This window comes from Umezawaea endophytica (assembly GCF_025061645.1).
Lineage (GTDB): Bacteria > Actinomycetota > Actinomycetes > Mycobacteriales > Pseudonocardiaceae > Umezawaea > Umezawaea endophytica.
The window spans coordinates 182,880-209,591 of the sequence record NZ_JANYMP010000015.1; the positions used below are offsets into that span (position 1 = coordinate 182,880).

26 protein-coding genes and 1 pseudogene are annotated in these 26,712 nt (G+C 71.9%); 21 read left to right on the plus strand and 6 right to left on the minus strand.

Annotated features, from left to right (window positions below; translation table 11 throughout):
* The first annotated feature begins 31 nt into the window (after positions 1-31).
* Both NZH93_RS28910 and NZH93_RS28915 read left to right on the plus strand, forming a co-directional pair.
* Positions 32-379 (plus strand): sterol carrier family protein, encoded by a 348-nt coding sequence (locus tag NZH93_RS28910; protein ID WP_276024292.1) that lies wholly within the window; start codon positions 32-34, stop codon positions 377-379.
* Between the two features lie 17 nt (positions 380-396).
* Positions 397-1,344, plus strand: coding sequence for a pirin family protein (locus tag NZH93_RS28915; RefSeq protein ID WP_259626382.1), 948 nt, complete (start codon positions 397-399; stop codon positions 1,342-1,344).
* Here NZH93_RS28915 and NZH93_RS50850 read toward each other — a convergent pair.
* Positions 1,341-3,314 (minus strand): alpha/beta hydrolase, encoded by a 1,974-nt coding sequence (locus NZH93_RS50850; protein WP_259626383.1) that lies wholly within the window; start codon positions 3,312-3,314, stop codon positions 1,341-1,343. The two genes, NZH93_RS28915 and NZH93_RS50850, sit on opposite strands and share 4 nt — an antisense overlap.
* Positions 3,311-3,622, minus strand: a complete 312-nt coding sequence (locus tag NZH93_RS28925; protein WP_259626384.1) for a DUF2563 family protein — start codon at positions 3,620-3,622, stop codon at positions 3,311-3,313. The genes NZH93_RS50850 and NZH93_RS28925 overlap by 4 nt, the downstream gene beginning before the upstream one ends.
* A 103-nt stretch (positions 3,623-3,725) precedes the next feature.
* Here NZH93_RS28925 and NZH93_RS28930 point away from each other — a divergent pair, with 103 nt between their 5' ends.
* The 7 genes from NZH93_RS28930 to arfB all read left to right on the plus strand — a co-directional run bounded on the left by NZH93_RS28930 (position 3,726) and on the right by arfB (position 9,296).
* The gene (locus NZH93_RS28930) at positions 3,726-4,460 is read left to right on the plus strand and encodes a maleylpyruvate isomerase N-terminal domain-containing protein (RefSeq protein WP_259626385.1); all 735 of its coding nucleotides are present in this window, start codon (positions 3,726-3,728) and stop codon (positions 4,458-4,460) included.
* Entirely contained in the window at positions 4,457-4,768 is a 312-nt protein-coding gene (locus NZH93_RS28935; RefSeq protein ID WP_259626386.1) for a hypothetical protein, read from the plus strand. Before NZH93_RS28930 ends, NZH93_RS28935 begins: the two co-directional genes overlap by 4 nt.
* Positions 4,769-4,870: 102 nt before the next feature.
* Positions 4,871-6,409, plus strand: coding sequence for an amidophosphoribosyltransferase (gene purF, locus NZH93_RS28940; RefSeq protein ID WP_259626387.1), 1,539 nt, complete (start codon positions 4,871-4,873; stop codon positions 6,407-6,409).
* 11 nt (positions 6,410-6,420) lie between these two features.
* Complete coding sequence (gene purM, locus NZH93_RS28945; RefSeq protein ID WP_259626388.1) at positions 6,421-7,515, plus strand: phosphoribosylformylglycinamidine cyclo-ligase; 1,095 nt, start codon at positions 6,421-6,423, stop codon at positions 7,513-7,515.
* 54 nt (positions 7,516-7,569) lie between these two features.
* Positions 7,570-8,076 (plus strand): SigE family RNA polymerase sigma factor, encoded by a 507-nt coding sequence (locus NZH93_RS28950; RefSeq protein WP_259626389.1) that lies wholly within the window; start codon positions 7,570-7,572, stop codon positions 8,074-8,076.
* On the plus strand, positions 8,073-8,858 hold the full coding sequence (locus NZH93_RS28955; protein ID WP_259626390.1) for a hypothetical protein: 786 nt from the start codon (positions 8,073-8,075) through the stop codon (positions 8,856-8,858). The genes NZH93_RS28950 and NZH93_RS28955 overlap by 4 nt, the downstream gene beginning before the upstream one ends.
* Positions 8,859-8,867: 9 nt before the next feature.
* Positions 8,868-9,296, plus strand: a complete 429-nt coding sequence (gene arfB, locus NZH93_RS28960; RefSeq protein ID WP_259626391.1) for an alternative ribosome rescue aminoacyl-tRNA hydrolase ArfB — start codon at positions 8,868-8,870, stop codon at positions 9,294-9,296.
* On the opposite strand, the gene NZH93_RS28965 is transcribed toward arfB, so the two are convergent.
* Both NZH93_RS28965 and NZH93_RS28970 read right to left on the minus strand, forming a co-directional pair.
* On the minus strand, positions 9,293-9,967 hold the full coding sequence (locus NZH93_RS28965; RefSeq protein WP_259626392.1) for a response regulator: 675 nt from the start codon (positions 9,965-9,967) through the stop codon (positions 9,293-9,295). The two genes, arfB and NZH93_RS28965, sit on opposite strands and share 4 nt — an antisense overlap.
* Positions 9,964-11,556 carry a sensor histidine kinase gene (locus tag NZH93_RS28970; RefSeq protein ID WP_259626393.1) on the minus strand — a complete coding sequence of 531 codons (1,593 nt, stop codon included), beginning with the start codon at positions 11,554-11,556 and terminating at the stop codon, positions 9,964-9,966. The genes NZH93_RS28965 and NZH93_RS28970 overlap by 4 nt, the downstream gene beginning before the upstream one ends.
* 176 nt (positions 11,557-11,732) lie before the next feature.
* On the opposite strand from NZH93_RS28970, the gene NZH93_RS28975 reads away from it, so the two are divergent.
* From NZH93_RS28975 to NZH93_RS28985, 3 genes are read left to right on the plus strand one after another with little or no spacing between them, the layout of a single operon-like run.
* Positions 11,733-12,698: a Bug family tripartite tricarboxylate transporter substrate binding protein gene (locus NZH93_RS28975; protein WP_259626457.1), complete on the plus strand. Its 966-nt coding sequence runs from the start codon at positions 11,733-11,735 to the stop codon at positions 12,696-12,698.
* On the plus strand, positions 12,695-13,198 hold the full coding sequence (locus NZH93_RS28980) for a tripartite tricarboxylate transporter TctB family protein (RefSeq protein WP_259626394.1): 504 nt from the start codon (positions 12,695-12,697) through the stop codon (positions 13,196-13,198). The genes NZH93_RS28975 and NZH93_RS28980 overlap by 4 nt, the downstream gene beginning before the upstream one ends.
* Complete coding sequence (locus NZH93_RS28985) at positions 13,199-14,713, plus strand: tripartite tricarboxylate transporter permease (protein ID WP_259626395.1); 1,515 nt, start codon at positions 13,199-13,201, stop codon at positions 14,711-14,713.
* Positions 14,714-14,760: 47 nt separating this feature from the next.
* On the opposite strand, the gene NZH93_RS28990 is transcribed toward NZH93_RS28985, so the two are convergent.
* Entirely contained in the window at positions 14,761-16,251 is a 1,491-nt protein-coding gene (locus NZH93_RS28990; protein WP_259626396.1) for a CoA-acylating methylmalonate-semialdehyde dehydrogenase, read from the minus strand.
* Positions 16,248-17,249 (minus strand): LacI family DNA-binding transcriptional regulator, encoded by a 1,002-nt coding sequence (locus NZH93_RS28995; protein WP_259626397.1) that lies wholly within the window; start codon positions 17,247-17,249, stop codon positions 16,248-16,250. Before NZH93_RS28995 ends, NZH93_RS28990 begins: the two co-directional genes overlap by 4 nt.
* A 135-nt stretch (positions 17,250-17,384) precedes the next feature.
* Here NZH93_RS28995 and NZH93_RS29000 point away from each other — a divergent pair.
* The 9 genes and pseudogenes from NZH93_RS29000 to iolD all read left to right on the plus strand — a co-directional run.
* A pseudogene (locus NZH93_RS29000) lies at positions 17,385-18,389 on the plus strand (Gfo/Idh/MocA family protein); the annotation flags it as partial.
* Positions 18,386-19,261, plus strand: a complete 876-nt coding sequence (locus NZH93_RS29005) for a TIM barrel protein (RefSeq protein WP_259626399.1) — start codon at positions 18,386-18,388, stop codon at positions 19,259-19,261. The pseudogene NZH93_RS29000 and the gene NZH93_RS29005, both read left to right, overlap by 4 nt.
* Before the next feature lie 5 nt (positions 19,262-19,266).
* Positions 19,267-20,277, plus strand: coding sequence for a sugar ABC transporter substrate-binding protein (locus NZH93_RS29010; protein ID WP_259626400.1), 1,011 nt, complete (start codon positions 19,267-19,269; stop codon positions 20,275-20,277).
* Positions 20,278-20,309: 32 nt separating this feature from the next.
* A complete protein-coding gene (locus tag NZH93_RS29015; protein ID WP_259626401.1) occupies positions 20,310-21,359 on the plus strand; it encodes an ABC transporter permease in 1,050 nt (349 codons plus the stop codon).
* The gene (locus NZH93_RS29020; RefSeq protein ID WP_259626402.1) at positions 21,356-22,147 is read left to right on the plus strand and encodes an ATP-binding cassette domain-containing protein; all 792 of its coding nucleotides are present in this window, start codon (positions 21,356-21,358) and stop codon (positions 22,145-22,147) included. The genes NZH93_RS29015 and NZH93_RS29020 overlap by 4 nt, the downstream gene beginning before the upstream one ends.
* The gene (iolC, locus tag NZH93_RS29025; protein ID WP_259626403.1) at positions 22,147-23,076 is read left to right on the plus strand and encodes a 5-dehydro-2-deoxygluconokinase; all 930 of its coding nucleotides are present in this window, start codon (positions 22,147-22,149) and stop codon (positions 23,074-23,076) included. The genes NZH93_RS29020 and iolC overlap by 1 nt, the downstream gene beginning before the upstream one ends.
* Positions 23,073-23,981, plus strand: a complete 909-nt coding sequence (locus NZH93_RS29030) for a Cgl0159 family (beta/alpha)8-fold protein (protein WP_259626404.1) — start codon at positions 23,073-23,075, stop codon at positions 23,979-23,981. Before iolC ends, NZH93_RS29030 begins: the two co-directional genes overlap by 4 nt.
* On the plus strand, positions 23,978-24,865 hold the full coding sequence (gene iolB / locus NZH93_RS29035; protein ID WP_259626405.1) for a 5-deoxy-glucuronate isomerase: 888 nt from the start codon (positions 23,978-23,980) through the stop codon (positions 24,863-24,865). The genes NZH93_RS29030 and iolB overlap by 4 nt, the downstream gene beginning before the upstream one ends.
* Complete coding sequence (iolD, locus tag NZH93_RS29040) at positions 24,862-26,712, plus strand: 3D-(3,5/4)-trihydroxycyclohexane-1,2-dione acylhydrolase (decyclizing) (RefSeq protein WP_259626406.1); 1,851 nt, start codon at positions 24,862-24,864, stop codon at positions 26,710-26,712. Before iolB ends, iolD begins: the two co-directional genes overlap by 4 nt.

Genomic DNA, 26,712 nt, shown 5'->3' on the forward strand with positions numbered 1-26,712 from the left:
CGTGCCGTCGAAAACCGTTGACCCACACGAGATGCGCGCCGCGGTGGCGGCCGTGCTGCCCTGGCTGGAAGGCGCGGCCGAGCAGCCGGACCGGCCCGTGCTCGCCGCCGCCGTCCGCCTCAGCCTCCGCACCCTGGAGCAGGACGCGCCCGGCCGCAGCGTCGAGGTGCGCGTGCCGCCGTTCGCCGCCGTGCAGTGCGTCGCCGGCCCCCGGCACACGCGCGGCACGCCGCCCAACGTCGTCGAGACCGACCCCCGCACGTGGCTCGAACTCGCGACCGGCAGGCTGACCTGGGCCGACGGCCTGGCCGACGCGAGGATCACCGCGTCGGGCAGCCGTGCCGACCTGTCCGCGCTGCTCCCCGTGCTGCGCTTCTAGCGATCTACCATCTCGGCATGAGCAACGCGGAAGCGAGCCCCGAGGTCGTGCCCTGCGAGTCCACGCGCTCAGCCCCCCAACTCCTGCTGCCGCGATCGGTCCCGCTCGGCGGTCCCAGGGCCCAGCCCGTCCGCCGGACGCTGCCGCAGCGCGCCAGGTCGTTGATCGGCGCCTGGTGCTTCGTCGACCACTACGGCCCGTCGACGCCGAGCATGGCCGTCCCCGGCCACCCGCACACCGGGTTGCAGACCGTGTCCTGGCTGTTCTCGGGCACCATCGAGCACCGCGACACGGTCGGCACCACGTCACTCGTGCGGGCGGGCGAGATGAACCTCATGACCGCGGGCCGCGGCATCGCCCACTCCGAGCACGCCACCCCTGATTCGGACCTCCTGCACGGAGTCCAGCTCTGGGTGGCCCTCCCGGACCGCGACCGCTTCACCGCCCCGCGCTTCGAGCACCACGTCCCGCGACCGGTCCTGGTCGGCGACACCCGCCTGACCGTCTTCCTCGGCAGCCTCATGGGCTCGACGTCCCCCGTGGCCACCAGCACCCCGCTGCTCGGCGCCCAGCTCGACGTCCCCGCTGGCGCCCGGCTGGACCTGACCGTCGACCCCGCGTTCGAGCACGGCGTCCTCGTCGACGCGGGCGACGTCGAGGTGGATGGCGCACCGGTGACCGACGCCCAACTCCTCTACCTGCCCACCGGCGCCCCGACCCTCACGATCACCGCGGGCGACCGCCCGGCCCGGCTCCTGCTGCTGGGCGGCGAACCGCTGGACGAGCGCATCGTCATGTGGTGGAACTTCATCGGCCGCACCCACGACGAGGTCGAACGCTTCCGCGCCGAGTGGCAGGCCCAGATCCCGGAGCGGGAAGGCCCGTACGGCACCTTCCCCACCGAGTGGTCCTCGGCCCTACCGGCCCCGGAACTCCCGAACGCCAGGCTCAGACCCCGCGACTAGAACCACGACCCGATCGCCTTCACCGCACCGGCGGCCCCGTCGTAGACGTCCCGCCCGAACTCCGCCACGTTCCCCACCGTGCCGACCACGATGTCCCCGGCGTCGTTCAACAACTCGGCCCCGGTGCTCACCGCCCCGTGCCCGGCGTCGGACCAGTTGCCGGAGAACAGGTCCCCGACCACCTGACCGCCGCCCGTGACGACGTCGCCGACCAGGTCCGCGCCACCGGCGCCGACGTCGCCGATCAGGTCGACCACGGGGCCCACACCGGGCAGGTTCGAACCGGGCAACGACGGCCCGACCGGGCTGTCGTACCACTTCTGCGATGTGACGGACGCACCGTCACCGGTGGCGATCTTGGCCAGGTTGGCGACGGACTCGCTGCCCTTGTCGTAGTAGTTCGAGTGCGCCCCGAGGAGGCTCGTCGAATCGGGCGTGCCGAACACCTTCGCCCCGAAGTCGCTGTCGTACGGACCGGTTGACGAACCGTCGGCGGTGAACCAGTCGGAACTGGTGCCCTGCACCACGGGATCGTGCTCGGTCGCACCGGCGTACACGTGACCAGGACCGGCGGAGAGCTGGTCGACGTTCGACGCCCCGACACCGGGCGACCCGACGAACGCGATGTCGTCCGCGGCCAACCCGTTCATGCCCGCGTAGCCGACCGTGGTGCTGCCGTAGGAGTGGCCGATCACCGTGAGGTGCTGGTTGTTGCCCGCCGCCTCGGCGGCGGCGCGGTAGCCGTTCACGTCGGCGACCAGGTTCTGCCCGCCCTCCTTGGCCAACTCCGGGCTGCCGACCTCACCAGGCGTCCAGCCGGGCGCGTCGTAGCCGAGCCACTGGATGGTGGCGTTGCCGTCGGCACCCATCTGCTCGCGCAGGTTCCCCGACTGCTCGATGCCGAAGCTGTCGAGCGTCGACCCGGTACCGGGAACGCAAACCGCCACGTTCTTCGCCGTGTCCGGGTCGCCGTACGCGATGGCCATGCCACCGTCGCCCCGAGGGCCGTAGGGGTCGTAGGCCAGCACGCGGACATCCGAGTTCGGCCAGCCCTTGTCCAGGGCGAGCGCCTCGGCGTCGTCCACGCTCTGCTGCGCGGCGGCGGCGTTCTCCGCCTTGGTGGCCGCTACCTGGCGCTCCTCCATGAGCGACGCGTACGCCGGGTCGTTGAGCAGCTCGGTCTGGCCGTCCGAGGTGTTGGGGTCGATGCCCAACTCGGCGGCCCGCTCGGCCATCGCGCTGTCCAGCCGGTCGCGCTCAGCACCGAAGCGCTGCGCGTCGTCGGTGATCCGCGCGCGGTTGGCCTGGTCGAGCACACCGGAGGGGAGGCCGCGCAACTGGCCGAGTTCCTGGAACTTCGACCTCAGGAGTTCGTCCTGCTGGTCCTTGGTCAGCGACTTCCACCACGCCGCGACCTGCTTGGGGTCCGTGCCGGGACCTGGCACGGTGGCCGACGTGCGCATCGCCGCGACGGTCTTCGCCCAGCCGGCGTCAGCCTTGGCTGTCTCCTCGAAACCGGGCTTCACCTGCGCCAACGCCGACGCGTACGACCGCAGTACCTGCTCGTACCCGCTCTTGACGTTGGTGAGCGACGAGTTGACCCGTTCGGCCAGCTCCAGGGTTTGCTGCGCGTCCATCAGCGGTGAGCGGCTCCGCCACACGGCGATGGCCTGGTCCGCGCTCCCGCGCATCTGGGAGTAGGCCCGAGACGCGGCCTGCACGACGTCGACCCCGACACCGAGGCGTTCCGTCGCCACCGTCGCGGACTTCGTCGACAGCTCCGCGCGGGCGCCGAACTTGTCCGAGGCCTGGCCGGTCCAGCCGGACTTGGCGGTGGAGCCGCCGGAGTTCACCGAGTCGCGTGCGCGGCCGACCGCGCTGATGGCGCCGCTGATCGGGTCGCCTGCGGCGGCGATCCGCCCGGCGTCACCTGAGGCGAGCTGGCCGTAGAGGACCTCGGGGTCGATCACTGCGCTCCACCGATCTTGCGGAAGCTCTGGTGCGAGTCGTCGTCGGTGCGTTCGTAGGTGTCGGCGTTCTGGGTCAGCCCCTCGCCCGCGTCGCGGTACCAGGCCGAGCCGCGCCGCAGGTCGTCGGACTGCTGACCGGTGAACCTGGCCAAGGCGTCCGCGAACTCGGCCGCCGCCGGAACCTCGCCGAGCGCCCCCGCGTCAAGGCTGAGCATGGAGATGAGTTCGGCGCCGTCCGCGGCGGCGTCCGCTCCGTCGTGGAAGCCCTTGGAAGCGTTCCGCAACGCCTCCGGTTGCACACCGAACACGATTTCCCACCCTTCGTGACTCCAACCGCTTGCACTGCGACGCACCCGGAGCGCGACCGGTTCCGGCACGATGACCAAGAAGAATCGAACCAGGAGGCAGCACGTGCCAGCAGGATGGACCACGCAGCGGTGGACCGAGGTCTTCCTCGACCAGTCGACGATGTTCCGCGAGGCGGTCGCGGAAGCAGATCCGGCCGCGAACGTCCCGAGCTGCCCCGGCTGGAACTTCGCCGAACTGGCGGTCCACGTCGCCAGGTTCCTGGAGACCTCCCTCGAATACCTGCGCACCGGCAGCACCGTCCAGCTCAAGCCGCCGCCCCCACCGGTCGGAGCGTCGCCGATCGAGTACCTGGACGCCCAGTTGGCCGACGCCGCCGAGGTGCTGCCCCTGGTGCCCGGCAACCGGCCCACCTGGACGTTCTCGCCCGCGGCTCCCGACCTGGCGTGGGTCTGGCACCGCCGGATCGCCCACGAACTCGACCTGCGGCGGTGGGACGCGCAAGCCGCGTTGCGGCAGCTCGTGACCGGTGACGCGGACTTCGCCGCCGACGGCGTCGACGAGGCACTCGGCACGCTGCTGGCCGCGAAGTACACGACCGACGTCCCGCTGAGGGTGACCGGCACGGTGGTCGTGCGCTGCACGGACGTGCCGGAGTCCTGGCACGTCCGGCTGACCCCCGGTGAAGTGCCCGAGGTCCGCGCGGCCGCTCCCGGCGAGGTCGCCGACGTCGAGGTCGACGGCGAGGCGCAGCTCATCCACTACGGGCTGTGGGGTCGTCTGCCGCTCAAGTCGGTCGGCGACGAAGCGGTGCTGCGAGCCGTGAGGATGGACCGATGAGGAAGCTGGTCCTGCTGCTCCCGTTCCTCCTGCTGCTCACGGGGTGCGCGCAGGAGTGGAGCGGTGAGGTGCGCTTCAAGGTCCGGGAGATCGGGGAGATCACCAGCGGACCCCTCGTGGTGCTCGACGTGGAAGGGGACAAGCCCACGGGGATCGAACTGATCTCCAGCGGCACCGCCAAGCCCGACCAGTTCCCGGCCGACATCAAGCCCGGTGACGTCGTGCTCTGCCAGGTAAAGCAGCACGACAAGGACAACCTCGACGGCGGCAACACCAGGACCACCATCGGGCCGTGCAAGCGGGCTTGAGGGTGCGTTTCATCACGTCAGGCGGGGTTGGATGGGGTGGGTTCACCCGATGTTCGCCGTACACTCGTGGTGCCGACCGACATCGTCGCTAGGGAGCACTCGGTGGTCACCGACCAGTCAGACGCCGGCCGCACAACCACCCCATTCGAGGACACACTCGATTCCGACCCGCGCGAAGAGTGCGGTGTTTTCGGTGTGTGGGCTCCTGGCGAGGACGTCGCCAAGCTCACCTACTACGGTCTTTACGCCCTCCAGCACCGCGGCCAGGAGGCCGCGGGCATCTCGGTGGGCGACGGCAGCCAGGTCGTGGTCTTCAAGGACCTCGGGCTGGTCAGCCAGGTGTTCGACGAGCAGGTCCTCCAGTCGTTGAAGGGCCACGTGGCGGTCGGGCACTGCCGGTACTCGACGACCGGGTCGACGACGTGGGAGAACGCGCAGCCGACGTTCCGCACGACGGCCGCGGGCAGCGGGCTCTCGCTCGGCCACAACGGCAACCTGGTGAACACCGCCGAACTGCTGGAGCGGGCGCAGAAGCTGGGGATCACGTCGCGCAACGGCGCGACGACGGACTCGGACCTGGTGTGCGGGCTGCTGGCCGCGACGGCCGCCGACATCGGCATCGAGCAGGCCGCGCTGGAGCTGCTGCCGACGTTGAGGGGCGCCTTCTGCCTGACGTTCTCCGACGAGAACACGCTGTACGCGGCCCGCGACCCGCACGGTGTGCGGCCGCTGGTGCTGGGGCGCCTCGAACGCGGCTGGGTCGCGGCGAGCGAGACGGCGGCGCTGGACATCGTCGGCGCGTCGTTCGTGCGCGAGGTCGAGCCGGGCGAGCTGATCGCCATCGACGAGAACGGGCTGCGGTCGACGCGGTTCGCGACGCCGGAACCCAAGGGCTGCATCTTCGAGTACGTGTACCTGGCGCGGCCGGACACGACGATCTCCGGGCGCGGCGTGCACGCCACCCGCGTGGAGATCGGCCGCAGGCTGGCCGCGGAGCACCCGACCGAGGCCGACCTGGTCATCCCGGTGCCGGAGTCGGGCACGCCCGCGGCCATCGGGTACGCGCAGGCGTCGGGCATCCCGTACGGGTCTGGCCTGGTCAAGAACGCGTACGTCGGGCGGACGTTCATCCAGCCGTCGCAGACGATCCGCCAGCTCGGCATCCGGCTGAAGCTGAACCCGCTGCGCGACGTGATCCGCGGCAAGCGGCTGGTGGTCGTGGACGACTCGATCGTGCGCGGCAACACGCAGCGCGCGCTGGTGCGGATGCTGCGCGAAGCGGGCGCCCTCGAGGTGCACGTGCGGATCGCGTCGCCGCCGGTCAAGTGGCCGTGCTTCTACGGCATCGACTTCGCCTCCCGCGCGGAGCTGGTCGCGAACGGGCTGGACCTGGACGGCATCCGCCGGTCGGTCGGCGCGGACTCGCTCGGCTACGTGTCGCTGGAGCAGTTGATCGCGGCGACGGAGCAGCCGAAGACGCGGCTGTGCAGCGCGTGCTTCGACGGCGACTACCCGATCCCGCTGCCCGCGGACGCGCTGATGGGCAAGCACCTGCTGGAGGGCATCAAGGGAGTAGCGGGCTCGGCGGCTCCCGTCCTGCCCACCGGGTACGGTGCCGAGGACGCCCTGCAAAGGCCCTGAATCCCCCCACGATGGAGCACGTTGACGTGAGTGCCGAGACCGACAACGCCAAGGCGACCTACGCCTCGGCCGGAGTGAGCATCGCCGCTGGGGACGAGGCGGTGGAGAAGCTCAAGCCCTGGGCGGCGAAGGCGCACCGGCCCGAGGTGCTGGGCGGCATCGGCGGGTTCGCGGGCCTGTTCCAGCTCAAGCTCGACCGCTGGAAGGAGCCGGTGCTCGCGGCCTCCACGGACGGCGTCGGCACGAAGATCGCCGTCGCGCAGGCCATGGACAAGCACGACACCATCGGCCAGGACCTGGTCGCGATGGTCGTGGACGACCTGGTCGTCTGCGGCGCCGAGCCGCTGTTCATGCAGGACTACATCGCCGTCGGCCGGGTCGTCCCGGACAAGATCGCCGCGCTGGTCAAGGGCATCGCCGAGGGCTGCGTCCTGGCCGGGTGCGCGCTGCTCGGCGGCGAGACGGCCGAGCACCCCGGCCTCATGGGCGACGACGACTACGACATCTCGGGCACCGGTGTCGGTGTCGTCGAGGCGTCGAAGATGCTCGGCCCGGACCGGGTCAAGCCCGGTGACGTCGTCATCGGCATGGGCTCGTCCGGCCTGCACTCGAACGGCTACTCGCTGGCCCGCCACGTGCTCCTGGAGATCGCCAGGATGCCGCTGGAGGGCCACGTCGAGGAGTTCGGCCGCACCCTCGGCGAGGAGATGCTGGAGCCGACCCGCATCTACGCCAAGCACTGCCTCGCGCTCGCCACGGAGGCCGACGTGCGCACGTACGCGCACATCACCGGCGGCGGTCTGACCGCCAACCTGGCCCGCGTCCTCCCGGCGGGCGTCCGCGCCGACCTGGACCGCGGCACCTGGACGCCGGACCCCGTGTTCGCCCTGATCGCCCAGCGCGGCCGGGTCGAGCGCGAGGAGATGGAGCGGACGTTCAACATGGGCGTCGGCATGATGGCGGTCGTCTCCCCCGAGGACGTCGACCGCTCACTGGCCGTGCTCACCGCCCGCCACGTGCCCGCCTGGGTGCTGGGCGAGGTCAACAAGGCCGACGACGCCGCCGCGCCGCGCGCCACGCTCGCGGGCGACCACCCCCGTTTCTGAGGCAACCTCCCCGGTCGCCGTCCACGTATAGGGCGGCGACCGAGGGGAGGGCCCATGCGAGATCGCGACCGCGAGTTCTCCGAGTACGTGGACGCGCGCGCACTGGTGCTGCGGCGAACCGCGTACCTGCTGTGCGGTGACTGGCACCGCGCCGAAGACCTGGTGCAGACGGCTCTGGCGAAGCTCTACGTGGCGTGGCCGAGACTGGTCCGCGCGGGTGGGGTCGACTCCTACACCCGCAAGGTGCTGGTGAACACGACCGTCGACGAGTCCCGCCGCGCCTACCGCCGTCGGGAGACAACCGTCGGCACGATCCCCGAACCGCGCGGCGACGCCGCCCGCTCGGAAGACCGGGTCGACGTGCTCACCGCGCTGGCCAAGCTGCCGCCGGGGCAGCGGGCCGTGGTGGTGCTGCGCTACTGGGAGGACCAGTCCGTGTCCGAGACCGCCCGGTTGCTCGGGCGGACCGAGGGCACCGTCAAGAGCCAGGCCTCGAAGGGGCTCGCGGCTCTCCGCGCCCTGCTCGGTGCGGACCACGTCGCCCTGGGGGAACAGCGATGAACGACAACGACATCAAGGGCGTGCTCGGCTCGGTCTTCGCCGACGAGCCGCCGCTGCGCGTCCACCGCGACGAGGTGCTCCGGAACGGGCGGACCCGGCTGCGCAGGCGCAGGGCCGCCGTTCTGGGCGGTGTCGTCGCGGTCGTCGCGGTGGCGGGGTTCGGCGCCTCGGTGCTGGCGGGCGCGGTGGGCGGTGGCCGGGTGGAGGCGGCGGGTGTCGGCTGCGCCGTGGAGTCGGTCGTCCCCACGGTGACGACCGCCCCGCCGAAGCCGTGCGAGCCCACGACCGCGGAGCGCGCCGAGCAGCTCACCGCGGTGCTGGCCGAGGGCCACGTCGTGCCCGCGGGGCTCACCGCCAAGACGTCCGGCAGGCGCACGCACCCGGATCCGCTCGTGTTCGTGCCGGAACGGGCCGAGTACTCCGCGAGCGCCGACCTCGTCACGGCCGACGGGCAGACGGGCACGATCAACGTGCTGGTCGGCGGCAGGGGTTCGAACCTCTCCCGAGCGGCCTGCGACCCCCCGGCGACCTGCGAGTCCCGGACCGTCGACGGTGGTGATGTGCAGATCACCAAGACTCCCTTCGGGACGGCGGGCGAGGTCCTCACCATGGTCGTCCTGCTGCGCGCGGACGGGACGAAGGTGTACGCCTCGGTCTCGAACGTCTCCACCGCCGCGGTCGCCGCGGGCCGCAAGGCGGAGACCGCGCCGACCATCGACCGCCAGCCGCTCACGGCCGACGAGCTGGTAAAGATCGTGACCTTGCCAGGGCTGAGGTTCTAGGCTGCGCGGGTGGCTGACGACTTGACCGTGACGCGGACGCTGGTGGTACCGGCGGCCGAGCTGCGCGAACGGTTCTCCCGGTCGTCGGGTCCCGGCGGCCAGGGCGTGAACACGGCGGACAGCCGGGTCGAGCTCAGCTTCGACCTGGCGTCCTCCGCGTCGGTCCCGGAGTGGCTGCGCACCCGCATGGTCGAACGGCTGGCGAACCGCCTGGTGGACGGCGTGCTGACGGTGGCGGCCAGCGAGCACCGCGCCCAGCTCCAGAACCGCATGGCCGCCCGTGCCCGCCTGGCGACCCTGCTGCGGGACGCCGCGGCCGCTCCACCGCCGGTCCGCCGCGCGACCAAGCCGAGCCGCGGGTCGAAGGAACGCCGGATCGCGGAGAAGAAGCGCCGCGCGATCACCAAGCGCGGTCGCAGCGGCGGGTACGACGACTAGCGCCCCAGCCAGACGTACTGCCGCTCCGGCCGTCCGGTGCCGCCGTACCGCAGCCGCACCTCGGCCCGGCCGGTGGTCACGAAGTGCTCCAGGTACCGCCGTGCGCTGACCCGCGCCAACGCCGTCAGCTCGGCGCACTCGCTGGCCGACAGCCCGTCCAGCCGGGACCGCAGCGCCCGCTCGACCAGGTTGGCGGTCTGCGCGGTCAAGCCCTTGGGCAGCACGGGCGCGGAGCTGGGGCGGCCGCCGAACACCTGGTCCACGTCGGCCTGGCCCGCCGACCCCAGCCGGTCCAGCTTCCGGTGCAGCGCGGCGAAGTGCGCGAGCTGGTCGCGCAGCGCGGCGAACTCGAACGGCTTGATCAGGTAGTGCAGCACTCCGCCGCGCATGGCGCTGCGCACGGTGTCCACGTCGGTGGCGGCGGTGATCACGATGACGTCCACGGCCTCGTCGCCCCGAGCCCGCAGCTCCCGCAGCACCTCCAGCCCGTCGACGTCCGGCAGGTAGATGTCCAGCAGCACGAGGTCCGGCCGCAGCGAGTGGACCAGGCGCAGCGCGTCCGAGCCGGTGTGGGCCACGCCCACGACCTCGAACCCCGGCGTCCTGGACACGTACCCGCTGTGCACCTTCGCCACCATGAAGTCGTCGTCCACGACCAGGACCCGGATCACAACGCCACCTCGCGCGGCAGCCGTGCGGTGAAGACGGCGCCGTCGGCGTTGTGCACCCGCACGCTCCCGCCCCGCCGCAGGCACGTCTGCCTGGTCAACGCCAGCCCGAGACCCCGCTGGCCCTGTTCGGCGGCCTTGGTGGTGAACCCGTTCTCGAACACCTCCTCGGCGATGTCCGGCGCCACACCCGGCCCGGAGTCCCGCACCTCGACCACCACCGTCCGGCGGCTCCCGACGCCGTCGTCCTCCGGCTCGTCCTCCTCGGCGACGGCCACCGAGATCGAGCCGCGGGCACCGGCGAGCGCGTCCAGCGCGTTGTCGACCAGGTTGCCCAGCACCGTCACCAGGTCCGTGGACAGCACCTCGTCCACCTCGTCGAGCCGGCTGTCCGGATCCATCTCCAACCCGACGCCGCGCTCGGCGGCCAGGCTGGACTTGGCGATCAGCAGCGCGGCCACGGCGGGGTCGGCGATCCGCGACCCGACCTCCGCCTGCCACTGCCCTTGCGCGGAGCTGATCCGGTGCACGAAGCCGCGGACCTCGTCGTACTCGCCGAGTTCGATCAGCCCGGAGATCGTGTGCAGCCGGTTGCTGAACTCGTGGGCCTGGGCCCGCAGCGTGTCGGTGGCGTGCCGGTTGGCGTCCAGCTCGTTTTGCAGCACGAGCAGCTCGGTGCGGTCCCGCAGCGTCACGACGGCCCCGACCTCGACGCCGTGCACGGCGATCGGCATCCGGTTCAGCGTCAGCACCGACCCGGCCCGCAGCACGACCTGGTCCGCGCCGGACGCCCGGCCGGTCAGCACGTCCAGCAGCCGCGAGTCCAGGTCCAGCTCCGCGACCTCGCGGCCGACGCAGTCCACGGGTAGGTCCAGCGACGACCGGGCGTGGTCGTTGGCCAGCGTGATCCGGTGCTGCGGGTCGAGGCCGACCACACCCTCCTTGATCCCGTGCAGCAGCGCTTCCCGGTGCTCCACCAGCGACGTGATCTCCTTCGGCTCCAACCCGAGCGTCTGCTTCTTCACCCGGCGGGTCAGCAGCACCGACCCGACGACCCCGATGGCCAGCGCCACCCCGAGCAGCCGCAGCGCGTCACCGGGGGAGTCCAGCACGCCCTCGAAGAACCCCGGCGACTCCTGGCCGGCCGCGACCAGCCCGATCACGGCCCCGCGGTCGCTCATCACCGGCACCTGCGCCACGATCGCGCCGCCGAGCGAGCCGACCCACGACCGCCCGTCGAGCGCGGTGCTGTCGCCGATGTCCAGCGCCTGGCCGATCTGCACGGGGTCGGGCGAGGTCAGCACCCGCCGCGAGGCGTCGGTGATCACCACGTAGGAGGCTCCGGACAGGCTCCGGCCGCTCTCCGCGAACGGCGCCAGCGCGTAGTGCCGCAGCGGGTCCGCCAACGCCAGCCGGACGCCCGCCGTCGCGGCCACGTCCTCGGCGACGGACAGCATCCGGCGTCCCTCGGTGGTGGTGAAGTTCGCACCCGCCTGGACGACGGACAGCGCGCCCACCGCGCAGAGCAGCGCGAGGACGACTACCAGTTGCCAGGCGAGCAGTTGTCTGGCCAGCGAACCCCGACCGCCCATGCACCCCTCCCGCTCCGTCGCGTGGGAGTGACAGTAGGACCTCCGGAGCGGCGGTGCGCGCGACCACAAAGACCAAAAGAACCGCTACGCCCGCAATCGGGACTTCCGGTTAACACGCGGGCAACATCCCAGCCAGGCGCAGAGAGGCGGAGATCACAGTGCGGATCAGGAACTGGATGGCGGTGGGGGCCGCGGTGGCGGCTGTGGTCGTCCTGCCACCGCTGCTCACGCCCGGCGGGGAGAGCACGGCGGGACAGCTCCGGGCGTTGCGGGTGCTGGTGCCCAACGCTCCCGGCGGCGGGTACGACATCACCGCGCGGACGGCGGCCAAGGCCATGGAGGACGCGGACCTGCTGCGCAACGCCGAGGTGTTCAACCTGCCCGGCGCGGGCGGCACGGTCGGGCTCGGGCGGACCGTGGCGGAGAAGGGCAACGGGAAGCTCGTCATGTCCATGGGGCTCGGCGTGGTCGGCTCCGTCTACACGAACAAGTCCCCGTCGTCGCTGCTGGACACCACGCCGATCGCGAAGTTGATCGAGGAGCCCGACATCGTGGTGGTCGGCAAGGACTCGCCCTACCGGGACCTGGACGAGCTGGTGTCCGCGTGGAAGGCGGATCCGGGCGGCGTGCCGGTCGGCGGCGGGTCCTCCCCCGGCGGCCCCGACCACCTGGCGCCGATGCTGATGGCCAAGGCCGTCGGGCTGGAGCCCAGGACGGTCAACTACATCCCGTTCGACGGCGGCGGCGAGCTGCTCGCGTCCGTGCTCGGCGGGAAGGTCGCCTTCGGCGTCTCCGGCATCGGCGAGTACCGCGACCAGATCCAGGCCGGGACGCTGCGGGTGCTGGCGGTGACCAGCGCGGACCGGATCCCCGGCGTGGAGGCGCCGACGCTGACCGAGGCGGGCGTCGACGTGAAGTTCAGCAACTGGCGCGGGATCGTGGCGCCGCCGGACATCCCGGACGTCGACCGCGAGCGGCTCGTGGACCTCTTCACGACGCTGCACTCGACGAAGCAGTGGAAGGAAGCGCTGGAGCGGAACGGGTGGACCGACGCCTTCGCGCCGGGCGACCAGTTCGGTTCCTTCCTGGAGGACGAGAACACGCGGGTGGCGACGGTGCTGAAGGACTTGGGGCTGGCATGACGACGACGAAGGCGTGGTTGAGGGAGCGGTCCGAGCTCGGGGTGTCGGCCGTCCTGGTGGTGCTCGGGGTCGTGGTGCTGGTCGACGCGCTGCGGATCCACACGGACTTCGCGCAGCGCGGGCCCGTCGGACCGAAGGCCGTGCCGATCCTGGTGGGATCGCTGCTGCTCCTGGTCGCGGTGCTGCTGGCGCGGGACGTGCTGCGCGGCGGCCGTGGTGAGGCCGAGGGCGGCGAGGACGTCGACCTCACGGCGCCGGCCGACTTCCGCACGGTGTTGTTGCTGTGCGGGGCTTTCCTGGCCAACGCGGCGCTGATCGGCGTGGTCGGCTTCCCGATCTCCGGCGCGGTGCTGTTCTGGGGCGCCGCGTACGCGTTGGGCAGCAGGCACTTCGTCCGCGACCCGCTGATCGCCGCCGGGTTGTCCGTGGCGACGTTCCTGGTGTTCAACAACCTGCTCGGTGTCCCCCTGCCCGGTGGCCCGCTGATGGGGGTGCTCTAGATGTTCCAGCAGTTGATGGACGGTTTCGCGACCGCGTTGACGCCGACGCACCTGGCCATGGCCGCGCTGGGCGTGCTGCTCGGCACCGCGATCGGCGTGCTGCCGGGGATCGGGCCCGCCATGGCCGTGGCGCTGCTGCTCCCCGTGACCTACGGGCTGGAGCCGACCGGCGCGTTCATCATGTTCGCCGGGATCTACTACGGCGGGATGTTCGGCGGGTCCACCACGTCGATCCTGCTGAACACCCCTGGCGAGAGCGCGGCCGTGGTCGCCGCGATCGACGGCAACCCCATGGCGCGCAAGGGACGTGGGTCGCAGGCGTTGGCCGCCGCCGCGATCGGCCACTTCATCGGCGGCATCATCGGCACGACGATGCTCGTGCTGCTGGCCCCCACCGTGGCGAAGTACGCGGTGGACATCGGCGCGCCGGACTTCTTCGCGATCATGGTGCTGGCGTTCATCGCGGTCACGTCCGTGCTCGGCGCCTCCCGGATCCGCGGGGTCGCCTCGCTGCTGATCGGCCTGACCATCGGGCTGGTCGGCCTGGACGAGATGACCGGGCAGCAGCGGCTGACGTTCGGGTCGCTGCACCTGGCCGACGGCATCGACGTGGTGATCGTGGCCGTGGCGCTGTTCGCCGTCGGCGAGTCGCTGTGGGTCGCGGCCCACCTCCGCCGGACCACCAGCGAGGCCATCCCGGTCGGACGGCCGTGGCTCGGGCGGGCCGACCTGAAGCGGGCCTGGAAGCCGTGGCTGCGCGGGCCGTTCATCGGGTTCCCGTTCGGCGCGATCCCGGCCGGTGGCGCGGAGATCCCGACGTTCCTGTCGTACGTGGCGGAGAAGCGGCTGTCGAAGAAGCACCGCGACGAGTTCGGCAAGGGCGCCATCGAGGGCGTGGCCGGGCCGGAGGCGACCGCGTCGGCGTCCGCGGCCGGGACCCTGGTGTCGATGCTGACGCTGGGGCTGCCGACCACGGCGGTGGCCGCGGTGATGCTGGCGGCGTTCCAGCAGTACGGCATCCAGCCCGGTCCGCTGCTGTTCCAGCGCGAGTCCTCGCTGGTGTGGGGGCTGATCGCGTCCCTGTTCATCGGGCTGACGCTGCTGCTGGTGCTGAACCTGCCGCTGGCGCCGCTGTGGGCCAAGCTGCTGCGGATCCCGCGGCCGTACCTGTACGCGGGCATCCTGTTCTTCGCCAGCGTCGGGGCCTACGCGGTCAACGCCGACGTGTTCGACCTGCTGGTGATGTTCGTGATCGGCGTGCTCGGGTTCGTGATGCGGCGCTACGGCCTGCCGGTGCTGCCCGCGATCATCGGCGTGATCCTCGGACCGGCCGCCGAGCAGCAGATGCGGCGGGCGCTCCAGTTGTCCGACGGCGACCTCGTCGGGCTGGTGAACACGCCGTTCGCCGTCGTGGTCTACGTGATCATCGCGGTGCTGCTGTTCTTCCCGCTGATCCGGAAGCTGGTGCGGCCGGACAAGCCCGCCTCCCCCGACCGCGAGAAGATCGACGTCTGAGCGAGCCCGGTCCACGGCACCCCTCGTGCCGTGGACCGGGCCCGTTCCTAGCCGTGGGTCGGGAAGCCCAGGTCGATGCCGTGCTGGCGCGGCCAGCGGGCGGTGACCGCCTTCGCCCTGGTGTAGAAGCGAACGCCCTCCGCGCCGTGCACGTGGGTGTCGCCGAACAGGGAGTCCTTCCAGCCGCCGAAGGAGTAGTAGGCCATCGGGACCGGGATCGGGACGTTGATGCCGACCATGCCGACGTGCACCCGCCGCTGGTACTCGCGGGCCGCCAGGCCGTCACCGGTGTAGATGGCCGTGCCGTTGCCGTAGGGGTTGGCGTTGACCAGGTCCACGGCCGCCTCGAACGTGGGCACCCGCACCACGCCGAGCACCGGGCCGAAGATCTCGTCCTGGTAGACCGCCATGTCCGGGGTGACGTGGTCGAAGAGCGTCGGCTTCAGCCAGAAGCCGTTCTCGTGGCCGTCCGGCGCGAAACCCCGGCCGTCCACCACCAGCGCCGCGCCCTCCGCGACGCCCGTGTCCACGTAGGCCGTCACCTTGTCGCGGTGGGCGCCGGTGACCAGCGGACCCATCTGCGACGCGGGGTCCGTGCCGGGACCGGTGGTGAGGCCGGTGGTCCGCTCGGCGATCTTCTCGACCAGGGTGTCGGCCGCGTCGCCGACGGCGACCACCACGGAGATGGCCATGCAGCGTTCGCCCGCGCTGCCGTACCCGGCCGAGACGGCGGCGTCCGCCGCGACGTCTAGGTCGGCGTCCGGCAGCACGACCATGTGGTTCTTGGCCCCTCCCAACGCCTGCACGCGCTTGCCCGCGGCGGTGCCGCGCGCGTAGACGTGCCTGGCGATGGCGGTCGAGCCCACGAACGAAGCCGCCGCGACGTCCGGGTGGTCCAGCAGGGCGTTCACCGCCGTCGCGTCGCCGTGCAGGACGTTGAGCACGCCGTCCGGCAGACCGGCCTCGCTGAACAGCTCGGCCAGCCGCACCGACGCCGACGGGTCGCGCTCCGACGGTTTGAGGACGAACGCGTTGCCGCTCGCGATGGCCACCGGGAACATCCACATCGGGACCATCACCGGGAAGTTGAACGGGGTGATGCCCGCGACCACGCCCAGCGGCTGGCGCACCGAGTAGGCGTCCACGCCGCGCGACACCTGCTCCGAGTGCTCGCCCTTGAGGAGTTGGGGGATGCCGCACGCGAACTCCACGACCTCCAGGCCGCGCTGGATCTCGCCCGCGGCGTCGTCCAGCACCTTGCCGTGCTCGGAGGTGATGATCGCGGCCAGCTCGTCGCGGTGCTCGTGCAGCAGGTGGCGGTAGTCGAACAGGATCCGGGTGCGGGTCGCGAGGGAGGACTCCGACCAGGACGCAGCGGCCTTGACCGCCGACGCGACCGCGAGGTCCACATCGGACTGGTCGGCGAGCCCGACGTGCTTCGCGACCTCGCCGGTCGCCGGGTTGAAGACGGCCGCGGTCCGGGTCGACACCCCGGTGGTGCGGGCGCCGTCGATCCAGTGCGGGATGGTGGAGCTCAAGACGGTCCTCCTGGGGCGGCTGTGGTGTTCCGGACTACGAGCGACGGGTGCAGCAGGTGGCGGACCGGTTCCGTCCGCTCACCGCGCACCCGTTGCAGCAGTGCTTCGGCCGCCAGCCTGCCGATCTCGTTGCGGGGCTGGTCGACCGTCGTGAGCGATACGTGGCGGAGCGCGGCCAGCGAGGTGTTGTCGTAGCCGACGACCGAGACGTCCTCCGGGACGCGGTACCCCGCTTCCTCCAGCGCCGAGATCGCGCCGACGGCGTTGAAGTCGTTGCAGGAGATGACGGCCGTGGGCATCCGGCCGCCCCGGTGCAGCTCCTGGACGGCCCTCGCGCCCGCGGCGTCGGTGTACTCGCTGGCCACGACCCTGGGCTCCAGGCCGTGCTTCGCCATGGCGTTGACGAAACCGCGGCGGCGCGGGCCGGACTGGCTGCCCTCGCCGCCGTCCAGGTGGACGACGTCCCGGTGGCCGAGCGAGACCAGGTGGTCCACGGCCAGGCCGACGCCCTGTTCGCCGTCGTCGTTGACGGTGTCGACGCCGGAGACCCGTGACGACCTGGCCACCAGGACGATCGGCAGGTGGTCGGCGGCGTTGCTGATGGCCGCCGTCGGCACGACGGGGCTGAGGAGGGCCAGGCCAGCGGGCCGGAACGAGAGCAGGCTGTCCAGCGCCCGCCGTTCCCGCGCCGGGCTCCGGCCGCCGGTGTTGATGATGAGCTCGAAGCCCTGCTCCCGCGCCACCGCGTCCAGGCCGTCCACGACCTCGGCGAAGAACGCGTTGTGGAGGTCGGAGACCATCACCCCGAGCACGGTCGACGTGCGGCTGGCCAGCGAGCGCGCCATGGCGTGCGGCGAGTAGCCCAGTTCCTCCGCCGCGCGGAGCACCGCGCCGCGTCGCTGCTCGCTCACCTTGGGTGACCCGCGCATCACCAGCGACACCAGCGCGCGGGACACGCCCGCCCGCTTGGCGACGTCCTCCATGGTCGGCCTGACCACCGCCACCTCCTCGTTCGCGGGTCACGAGCCGGAAACGCCCCCTTGACACCCGTGTGACGGAAGCTACAGCATTGGAGCGCTCCAACCAATAGAGCGCTCTAACGCCACAGACCTCCTACCAGGACGGAGACCCTCCGCATGCGGATCGGAGTCGCTGGAGTCGGCCGGATCGGCACGATGCACGCCACCAACCTCGCCGCGCTGGACCAGGTCGACGAGGTGCTCCTCTTCGACCCCGTCCCCGGTCGCGCCGCGGTGGCGTCGGCCGCACTGCCCGGCACGAAGGCCGTGGACGACCTCGACGCGCTGCTCACGGCCAGTGACGGCGTCCTCCTCGCCACCCCCACGACCACGCACCCGGCGCTGCTGCGCGCGGCGCTGGCCGCGAAGGTCCCCGCCCTGTGCGAGAAGCCGATCGCCAGCGACCTGGACGAGATGCGGGCGCTGGTCGACGACGTCGAGGCCTCCGGGGTGGAGGTGCTGGTCGGGTTCCAGCGCCGGTTCGACCCCGCCGTGTTCGAGCTGCACCGGCGCGTCCGCGCGGGTGAGGTCGGGGACGTCTACCTGGTGCGGGCCATCGGCAACGACGCCCAGCCGCCGGACTTCGGCTACCTGCCCGCGTCGGGCGGCATCTTCCGCGACCTGCTGATCCACGACCTGGACGCGATCCCGTGGCTGGTCGGCGAACCCGTCGTCGAGGTGTACGCGTCCGGCTCGGTCCTGGTGCACCAGGCCTTCGCCGACGCGGACGACGTGGACAACGCCGTGGTGATGCTGAAGTTCGCCGGTGGCGCGCACGCCACCCTGGCGGGCGGCCGTCACGACCCGCTGGGCTACGACCACCGCATCGAGGTGCTCGGCAGCAAGGACTCGCTGGCTGTCGGCGTCGACGCCCGCACACCGCTGACGTCGCTGGAACCCGGCGGCCCGGTGGTCGCCGACGACGCCTACCCCGGTTTCCCCGAGCGGTTCCACCGCGCCTACGTCAACGAGATGACCGTGTTCACCCAGGTCGTCGCGGGCGAAGTGGCGAACCCGTCCCCCGCGCGGGAGAGTTTGATCAGCCTCCGCCTCGCCGAGGCGTGCGAGGCGTCCCGGCGTTCCGGCGCGCCGATCCGCCTGACGGGAGTGAACGCATGACGAAGATCGCCGGCGCACCCATCTCCTGGGGCGTGTGCGAGGTGCCCGGCTGGGGTCGGGTGCTGGAGTCCGGGCAGGTGCTGGGCGAGATGGCGTCGCTCGGGCTGGCCGCGACCGAACTCGGCCCGCCCGACTACCTGCCGTCCGACCCCGCGGAGCTGAAGGCGCTGCTGGCCGAGCACGGTCTCGGGCTGGTCGGCGGGTTCCTCGCCGTCGTGCTGCACGACCCGCCGCGGGTCCCGTCCACCGTGGAGGAAGCGGACCGGGTGGCCGCGCTGCTGGCCGCCGCGGGCGCCGGGGTGCTGGTGCTGGCCGCCGCGACCGGGCTCGACGGGTACGACGAGCGGCCCGCGCTGACGGACGAGCAGTGGCGGACGCTGATCCAGACCTCCGCGAAGATCGCCGACGTCGCCGCGGGCCACGGCCTGCGCACGGTGCTGCACCCGCACGTGGGCACCCACGTGGAGCGCGCCGCCGAGGTCGAGAGGTTCCTCGCGGACTCCGAACTCCAGCTCTGCCTGGACACCGGTCACCTCCTGATCGGTGGCGTCGACCCGGTCGACCTGGCCCGCCGCCACCCGGACCGGATCGGTCACGTGCACCTCAAGGACGTGCGGGCCGAGATCGCCGAGGAGGTGCGCGCCGGGAGGCTCGGCTACACGGCCGCGGTCCAGCGGGGCGTCTACGTGCCACTCGGTGACGGTGACGTCGACGTGGAGGCCTTGGTATCCCTCCTCCGAGAGGCGGGGTACACCGGGTGGTTCGTCCTCGAACAGGACACCGCGCTCGGTGACGACGGTCCGACCGACACCCCGGTGCGGGACACCACGCGCAGCCTCGCGCACCTCAAGAAGATCATCGGAAAGGGCTAGGGACGATGACGTCTGTTCGCTCTGCAAGACGAAGTGTTCTGCGCGTGGGCCTCGGCGTGGCCGCGGTCGCCCTCCTGGCCGCGTGCAGCGGGCCGGGTGCGAGCAACACCACCGGTTCCGGCAGCCCGGACACCGGGTCCGCGTCCTCCGGCAGCGGGCCGCTCAAGGTCGCCGTGGTCACCCACGGCTCCGCCGGTGACGCGTTCTGGAACGTGGTGAAGAACGGCGCGACCGACGCGGGCAAGGCGCTCGGCGTGACGGTCGACTACAACTCCGACGGCGACCCCGCCGCGCAGTCCAAGCTGATCGACAACGCCGTGTCGCAGAAGGTCGGCGGCCTCGTCGTGTCGATGGCCAACCCGGACGCGCTGAAGACCTCGATCGACGCCGCCGTCAAGGCGGGCATCCCGGTGATCACCATCAACTCCGGTGGCGACAAGAGCGCGTCGTTCGGCGCGCTCGCGCACGTCGGCCAGGAGGAGGGCATCGCGGGCGAGCAGGCGGGCAAGAAGCTCAAGGAAGCGGGCAAGACCAAGCTGCTCTGCGTCATCCACGAGGCGGGCAACATCGGCCTCAACCAGCGCTGCGACGGCGCGAAGACCGGCTTCGGCGGCTCGGTGACGAACCTCCAGGTCGACATCAACAACCCGACCGACATCGAGGCCCGCATCAAGGGCGCGCTCCAGACCGACGCGTCGATCGACGCCGTGCTGGCGCTGAACCCGCAGGTCGCCGTCAACGCCGCGAGCGCGGTCAAGGGCGCGTCCAGCAAGGCCGCCGTGGCGACGTTCGACCTCAACGGCGACGTGGTCGCCTCCATCAAGGCGGGCGACGTCCTCTTCGCCGTCGACCAGCAGCAGTACGAGCAGGGCTACCTGCCGGTCGTGATGCTGAAGCTGTACAAGGACAACGCGAACACCGTCGGCGGCGGGCAGCCCGTGCTGACCGGTCCCGGCTTCGTCGACAAGTCCAACGTGGACAAGGTCGAGGAGTACGCCAAGCGCGGAACCCGCTAGGAACCGGCCGGGAAGGGAGAGATGGGGACGCAGTGGTAGCGCAATCAGAGGTGCCGTCCGTCGCCGACGAACGGATCGGCAAACCCGGTCTGCTCGACCGGCTGGTCGTCCGACCGGAGATCGGGTCGCTGCTCGGCGCGGTCCTGGTGTTCCTGTTCTTCTCCGTCGTGACCGAGCAGTTCCTCAGCCCCGGCGGCGTCGCGACCTGGCTCGACGACGCCTCCACGCTGGGGATCATGGCGGTGGCGGTGGCGCTGCTCATGATCGGCGGCGAGTTCGACCTCTCCGCCGGTGTGATGACGGCGTCCACCGCGCTGGTCACGGCCATCCTCTCCACCCAGCTCGGCTGGAACGTCTGGCTGGCCCTGTTCGCGTCGCTGCTGTTCGCGCTGGGCGTCGGAGCGCTCAACGGGTGGCTGGTGATGCGGACGGGGTTGCCCAGCTTCATCGTCACGCTCGGCACGTTCCTCGCGTTGCAGGGCCTCAACCTCGGCATCACGCGGGTCGTGACGGGCACCGTGCAGGTGTCCGGGATGCGCACGACGGACGGCTACGAGTCCGCGGGGTTCCTGTTCGCGTCGACGTTCACCTTCGGCGGCACGTCCTTCTACATCTCGATCGTCTGGTGGATCCTGTTCACGGTCGTCGCCTCGTCGATCTTGCTGCGGACGCGGTTCGGCAACTGGATCTTCGCGGTCGGCGGCTCGGCGCTCAGCTCCCGCGCGGTCGGCGTGCCGGTGATGCGCACGAAGGTCTACCTGTTCATGACCACGGCGTTCGCGGCGTGGCTGGTCGGGTCGATCAACATCCTGCGGTTCACCAGCGTGCAGGCCAACCAGGGCATCGGGCTGGAGTTCCAGTTCATCATCGCGGCGGTCATCGGCGGTTGCCTGCTCACCGGCGGCTTCGGTTCCGCGGTGGGCGCGGCCATCGGCGCGCTGATCTTCGGCATGGCGCGCCAGGGCATCGTCTACGCCAACTGGAACAGCGACTGGTTCCAGCTCTTCCTCGGCGTGATGCTGCTGTCCGCCGTGCTGGTCAACAACGCCCTGCGGCGGCGTGCGGAGAGGGTGCGGCGATGACGTCACTGATCGAGACCACCGAGATCGGCAAGACCTACGGCAGCGTCATCGCGCTGCGGGACGTCTCGACCGTGGTCAACGCGGGCGAGGTGACCTGCGTGCTCGGCGACAACGGCGCGGGCAAGTCCACGCTGATCAAGATCCTGGCCGGCGTGCACCAGCACGACCGGGGCAGCCTCAGGGTCGAGGGCGAGGAGATCAGCTTCGGCTCCCCGCGCGAAGCGCTCGACCACGGGATCGCCACGGTCTACCAGGACCTCGCGGTGGTGCCGCTGATGAGCGTGTGGCGCAACTTCTTCCTTGGTTCCGAACCCACCAGGGGCTTCGGGCCGTTCAAGGTGCTGGACCGCAAGCAGGGCCGCGAGGTGACGAAGAAGGCGCTGTCCGAGATGGGCATCGACCTGCGCGACGTCGAGCAGCCCGTCGGCACGCTGTCCGGCGGCGAGCGGCAGTGCGTCGCCATCGCGCGCGCCGTGCACTTCGGCGCGAAGGTGCTGATCCTGGACGAGCCGACCGCCGCGCTCGGCGTGAAGCAGGCCGGGGTGGTGCTGAAGTACGTGGCACGGGCCCGCGACCGCGGCCTCGGCGTCGTGCTGATCACCCACAACCCGCACCACGCCTACCCGGTCGGCGACCGGTTCCTGCTGCTCAAGCGGGGCCGTTCGCTCGGCTCGTACGACAAGGCGGACATCTCCATCGAGGAGCTGACCCGGCAGATGGCCGGTGGCGCGGAACTGGACGCGCTGTCCCACGAACTGCGCGCGGCCGAGGCAGGGGACGCGGGCTGATGGCGGTGGACGTGCTCACGGTCGGCCGCGTCGGCGTCGACCTCTACCCCGAGCAGAGCGGTGTCCCGCTGTCGGCCGTGCGCACGTTCGCCAAGTCGCTCGGCGGCACCGCGACCAACGTCGCCGTGGCCGCCGCGAGGCTCGGCAGGCGGACCGCCGTGCTGACCAAGGTCGGGCCGGACGGGTTCGGCGACTACGTGCGGGAAGCGCTGGAGGGGTTCGGCGTGTCGTCCGACTACGTCGGCACCTCGCCGGACCTCCAGACGCCCGTGGTGTTCTGCGAGCTGAACCCGCCGGAGGACCCGCCGCTGCTGTTCTACCGCTCGCCGATCGCGCCGGACCTGACGCTCGCCGCGGCGGACGTGCCGTGGGACGTCGTCGCGGACGTGCCGGTGCTGTGGGTGACCGGGACCGGCGTGTCGACCGAGCCCGCGCGGGGTACCCAGCGGAAGGTGCTGGAGCACCGCGGCCGCAAGGCGCACACCGTGCTGGACCTCGACTACCGGCCGATGTTCTGGTCCGATGTGGACAGTGCGAGGCGGGAGATCGGCTGGATGCTGGACCACGTGACCGTGGCCGTCGGGAACCGGACCGAGGTCGAGGTCGCCGTGGGCACCTCGGATCCCGACGAGGCCGCCCGGCGGCTGCTGGACCGGGGCGTCGAACTCGCGCTGGTGAAGAAGGGCGCGGAGGGCGTGCTGGTCGCGACGCGCGAAGGGTCGTGGACCGTGCCGCCCCACCCGATCGACGTGGTCTGCGGGCTCGGCGCGGGTGACGCGTTCGGCGGTGCGCTGGCGCACGGCCTGCTCGCGGGCTGGGACCCGGTGCGGATCGCCCGCTACGCCAACGTCGCGGGCGCGCTGGTGGCGTCCCGGCTGGCGTGCGCGGACGCCATGCCCGAACCGCACGAGATCGAGGAGCACCTGTGATCACCGACGAGCGGTGGGCCGACCTGCTGACCACGCGGGCCACCGACCCCGGCGCGATCCGGCGGGCCTACCAGGCCCGCCGCCGCCGGAAGTCGCTGCTGTCCGGCCGGGGGACGCTGTTCCTGGTCGCGGCCGACCACCCGGCCCGCGGCGCGCTCGGCGTCGGCGGCGACCCGCTCGCGATGGCGGACCGCCGGTCGCTGCTGGACCGGCTGCTCACGGCGTTGGCCGACCCCTCCGTGGACGGGGTCCTCGGCACGCCGGACGTCGTCGAGGACCTGCTGCTGCTCGACGGGCTGCACGAGAAGGTCGTGATCGGCTCGATGAACCGCGGTGGCCTCGCCGGCGCCGACTGGGAGGTCGACGACCGGTTCACCGCGTACGACGCGCCGTCCATCGCCACGAACGGGCTCGACGGCGGGAAGATGCTGCTGCGCCTGGTGAACTCCGACGCGGGCACCGCCCCGACGTTGGAGGCCTGTGCGCGGGCCGTGTCCGCGCTGGCGCAGCTCGGCCTGATGGCGATGGTCGAGCCGCTGCCGTACGACCGGGACGCCGCCGGGAACCTGGTGCTGCGCGCCGACTCCGCGTCGCTGGCCCGTGCCGCCGCCGTCGCCGCGGGCCTGGGCACGACGTCCGCGCACACCTGGCTCAAGCTCCCGGCACCCGCCGACCCCGACGTCGCGCTGGGCAGCACGACGCTGCCCGCGCTGGTGCTCGGCGGTGTGCCGTCACCGCGACCCGAGGACGACCTGGCCTCGTGGGGCCGGTCGCTCCGGCACCCCGCCGTGCGCGGGCTGGTCGTCGGCCGCGCGCTGCTCTACCCACCGGACGGCGACGTGGCGGGCGCGGTGGCGTCGGCCGCCGCCGTCCTGCACGCCGCCCACGAGGAGGTCACGGCATGAGCTGGCACCGTCCACTCGGGACACTGGGGCACGGCGGCGACCCGATCCGGCTCGGCCCCGAGGAGGCCGGGTGGACCTACACCGGTCTGCGCGTGCTGGTGCTGGCCGCCGGGGAGAGCCGCGCGGTCGACACCGGCGAGTTCGAGGCGTTCGTGCTGCCCCTCGCGGGCGGCTGCGTCGTGGAGGTCGACGGCGAGCGGTTCGAGCTGACCGGCCGCGACTCGGTGTTCACCAGGGTCACCGACTTCGCCTACGTGCCGCGGGACGCGCACGTCGTGCTGACGTCCGCCGACGGCGCCGAGGTGGCGCTGCCGATGGCCCGCTGCGAACGGCGGCTGGCGCCCAGGTACGGGCCCGCCGAGGACGTGCCGGTCGAGGTGCGCGGTGCGGGCAGCGCGACCAGGCAGGTCACCAACTTCGGCGTGCCCGGCGTGTGGGACCACGCGGACAAGCTCGTGGCCTGCGAACTGATCACGCCCGACGGCAACTGGTCCTCCTACCCGCCGCACAAGCACGACGACACCGAGCCGTGCGAGGTGGTGAACGAGGAGGTCTACTACTTCCGGATCGCGGGCCGGGACGGTGTCACGCCGTCCCGCGAGGGGTTCGGGCTGCACAAGACCTACACCGGTGACGGCGAGGTCGACGAGGACGTGGCCGTGCGCGACGGCGACGTGTTCCTGATCCCCCGCGGCTACCACGGCCCGTGCGTCGCCGCCCCCGGCTACCCCATGTACTACCTGAACGTCCTGGCAGGCCCCGGCGCCGAGCGCTCGCTGGCGTTCTGCGACGACCCCGCGCACACCTGGGTCCGGGAGAGCTGGACCGACCAGGACCTCGATCCCCGCTGTCCGGTGACGAACGCGAAGGGACGGACGACATGAGGATGACCACGGCGCAGGCCATCGTCCGGTGGCTGGTGGCGCAGCGGACCGAGCTGTTCGACGGGTCCGAGGCCCCGCTGTTCCCCGGTGTGTTCGCGATCTTCGGGCACGGCAACGTGCTCGGGATCGGCAACGCGCTGGAGGAGGTGCGCGAGGAGTTGCCGGTGTGGCGCGGCCACAACGAGCAGGGGATGGCGCTGGCCGCCGTTGGCATCGGCAAGGCCACCCACCGCCGCCAGGTCGGCGTCGCCACGTCGTCGATCGGGCCGGGCGCGCTGAACATGGTGACCGCCGCCGGTGTGGCCCACGCGAACCGGTTGCCGCTGCTGCTGTTGCCGGGCGACACGTTCGTCGGGCGCGCGCCCGACCCGGTGCTCCAGCAGGTCGAGCACTTCCACGACCCGACCACGACCGTCAACGACGCCTTCCGGGCCGTGAGCCGGTACTTCGACCGGATCACCAGGCCGGAGCAACTGCTGTCCACGCTGCCGCAGGTGGCGCGGGTGCTGACCGACCCGGCGGACTGCGGGCCGGTCACCCTGGCCCTGCCCCAGGACGTCCAGGCGGAGTCGTACGACTTCCCCGACGCCCTGTTCCGGCCCGTGGTGCACCGGCTCGTCCGGCAGCGCCCCGACCTGCGGTCGCTGGTCGACGCGGTCTCCCTGATCACCGCGGCCAGCAAGCCGCTCCTGGTGCTCGGCGGCGGGGTCCGGTACTCCGGCGCGGGCGGGCGGGCGCTGAGGTTCGCCGAGCAGCACCGGATCCCGGTCGTGGAGACCACCGCCGGGCGAACGCTCGTCCCGCACGACCACCCGCTGAACGCGGGCCCGCTCGGGGTCACCGGGTCCACGTCGGCGAACGTCCTCGCGGCGGCGGCCGACGTGGTGATCGCGGTGGGGACCAGGTTGCAGGACTTCACCACGGCCTCGTGGACGGTGTTCTCGCCGCACGTCAAGCTCCTCACGCTGAACGCCGCCCGGTTCGACGCGGTGAAGCACGGCGCGCAGGAGCTGGTGGCCGACGCCGACGAGGGCCTGCGGGAGCTGACGGACCTGCTCGGCGAGTGGCAGGCCGACCAGGCGTGGGCCGCCGAGGCCGTGGTCGAGCGGTGCCGCTGGGACGAGCACGTCGACGGGCTCCGCGCCCCCGACTCGGACCTGCCCACCTACGCCCAGGTCGTCGGCGTGGTCAACGACCTGAGCACGCCGGAGGACTACGTGATGACGGCGTCCGGCGGGCTGCCCGGCGAGCTGATCGGCGGCTGGCGCGCCGTCGGCGAGTCCACGATGGACGTCGAGTACGGCTTCTCCTGCATGGGTTACGAGCTCGCCGGGGCGTGGGGCGCCGCCATCGCCCGCCCCGCCGGTGTCGTCACGACGCTGCTCGGCGACGGCTCGTACCTGATGCTGAACTCCGAGCTGTTCTCGGCCGCGTTCGCCGGGCACGGGTTCGTGGCCGTCGTCTGCGACAACGACGGGTACGCGGTGATCCACCGGTTGCAGACCGGGCAGGGCGGGGTCGGGTTCAACAACATGTACGCGGACGTGCGCAGCACGCACGCCTCGCCGCCGCGCACCGACTTCGCGGGCCACGCCGCGTCGCTGGGGTGCGCGGTCTTCTCGGTGGACAAGCTGGACGACCTGGCCGACGCGTACCGGCGGGCTCGGGACGCGGCGGCCGGGGAACGGCGGCCCGCGGTCGTCGTGATCCGGACCCACCCGGCCTCCTGGACCGAGGCCGAGGCCTGGTGGGAGGTCGCCGTTCCCTCGGTCTCGCACCGCGAGGAGATCGACGAGGCCCACGACCGGATGCTGGAGGACAAGGCGCGGCAGGTCCGCTACCTGTAA

Excerpts from the sequence above, each read along its gene's own strand:
- iolC (WP_259626403.1), top strand. The coding sequence starts at position 22,147 with ATGGCGGTGGACGTGCTCACGGTCGGCCGCGTCGGCGTCGACCTCTAC.
- iolD (WP_259626406.1), top strand. The coding sequence starts at position 24,862 with ATGAGGATGACCACGGCGCAGGCCATCGTCCGGTGGCTGGTGGCGCAG.
- iolB (WP_259626405.1), top strand. The coding sequence starts at position 23,978 with ATGAGCTGGCACCGTCCACTCGGGACACTGGGGCACGGCGGCGACCCG.
- NZH93_RS29010 (WP_259626400.1), top strand. The coding sequence starts at position 19,267 with ATGACGTCTGTTCGCTCTGCAAGACGAAGTGTTCTGCGCGTGGGCCTC.
- NZH93_RS28980 (WP_259626394.1), top strand. The coding sequence starts at position 12,695 with ATGACGACGACGAAGGCGTGGTTGAGGGAGCGGTCCGAGCTCGGGGTG.
- NZH93_RS28910 (WP_276024292.1), top strand. The coding sequence starts at position 32 with ATGCGCGCCGCGGTGGCGGCCGTGCTGCCCTGGCTGGAAGGCGCGGCC.
- NZH93_RS28950 (WP_259626389.1), top strand. The coding sequence starts at position 7,570 with ATGCGAGATCGCGACCGCGAGTTCTCCGAGTACGTGGACGCGCGCGCA.
- NZH93_RS28985 (WP_259626395.1), top strand. The coding sequence starts at position 13,199 with ATGTTCCAGCAGTTGATGGACGGTTTCGCGACCGCGTTGACGCCGACG.
- NZH93_RS29020 (WP_259626402.1), top strand. The coding sequence starts at position 21,356 with ATGACGTCACTGATCGAGACCACCGAGATCGGCAAGACCTACGGCAGC.
- NZH93_RS28975 (WP_259626457.1), top strand. The coding sequence starts at position 11,733 with ATGGCGGTGGGGGCCGCGGTGGCGGCTGTGGTCGTCCTGCCACCGCTG.
- purM (WP_259626388.1), top strand. The coding sequence starts at position 6,421 with ATGGAGCACGTTGACGTGAGTGCCGAGACCGACAACGCCAAGGCGACC.
- NZH93_RS28955 (WP_259626390.1), top strand. The coding sequence starts at position 8,073 with ATGAACGACAACGACATCAAGGGCGTGCTCGGCTCGGTCTTCGCCGAC.
- NZH93_RS28915 (WP_259626382.1), top strand. The coding sequence starts at position 397 with ATGAGCAACGCGGAAGCGAGCCCCGAGGTCGTGCCCTGCGAGTCCACG.
- NZH93_RS28970 (WP_259626393.1), bottom strand. The coding sequence starts at position 11,556 with ATGGGCGGTCGGGGTTCGCTGGCCAGACAACTGCTCGCCTGGCAACTG.
- NZH93_RS29005 (WP_259626399.1), top strand. The coding sequence starts at position 18,386 with ATGACGAAGATCGCCGGCGCACCCATCTCCTGGGGCGTGTGCGAGGTG.
- NZH93_RS28935 (WP_259626386.1), top strand. The coding sequence starts at position 4,457 with ATGAGGAAGCTGGTCCTGCTGCTCCCGTTCCTCCTGCTGCTCACGGGG.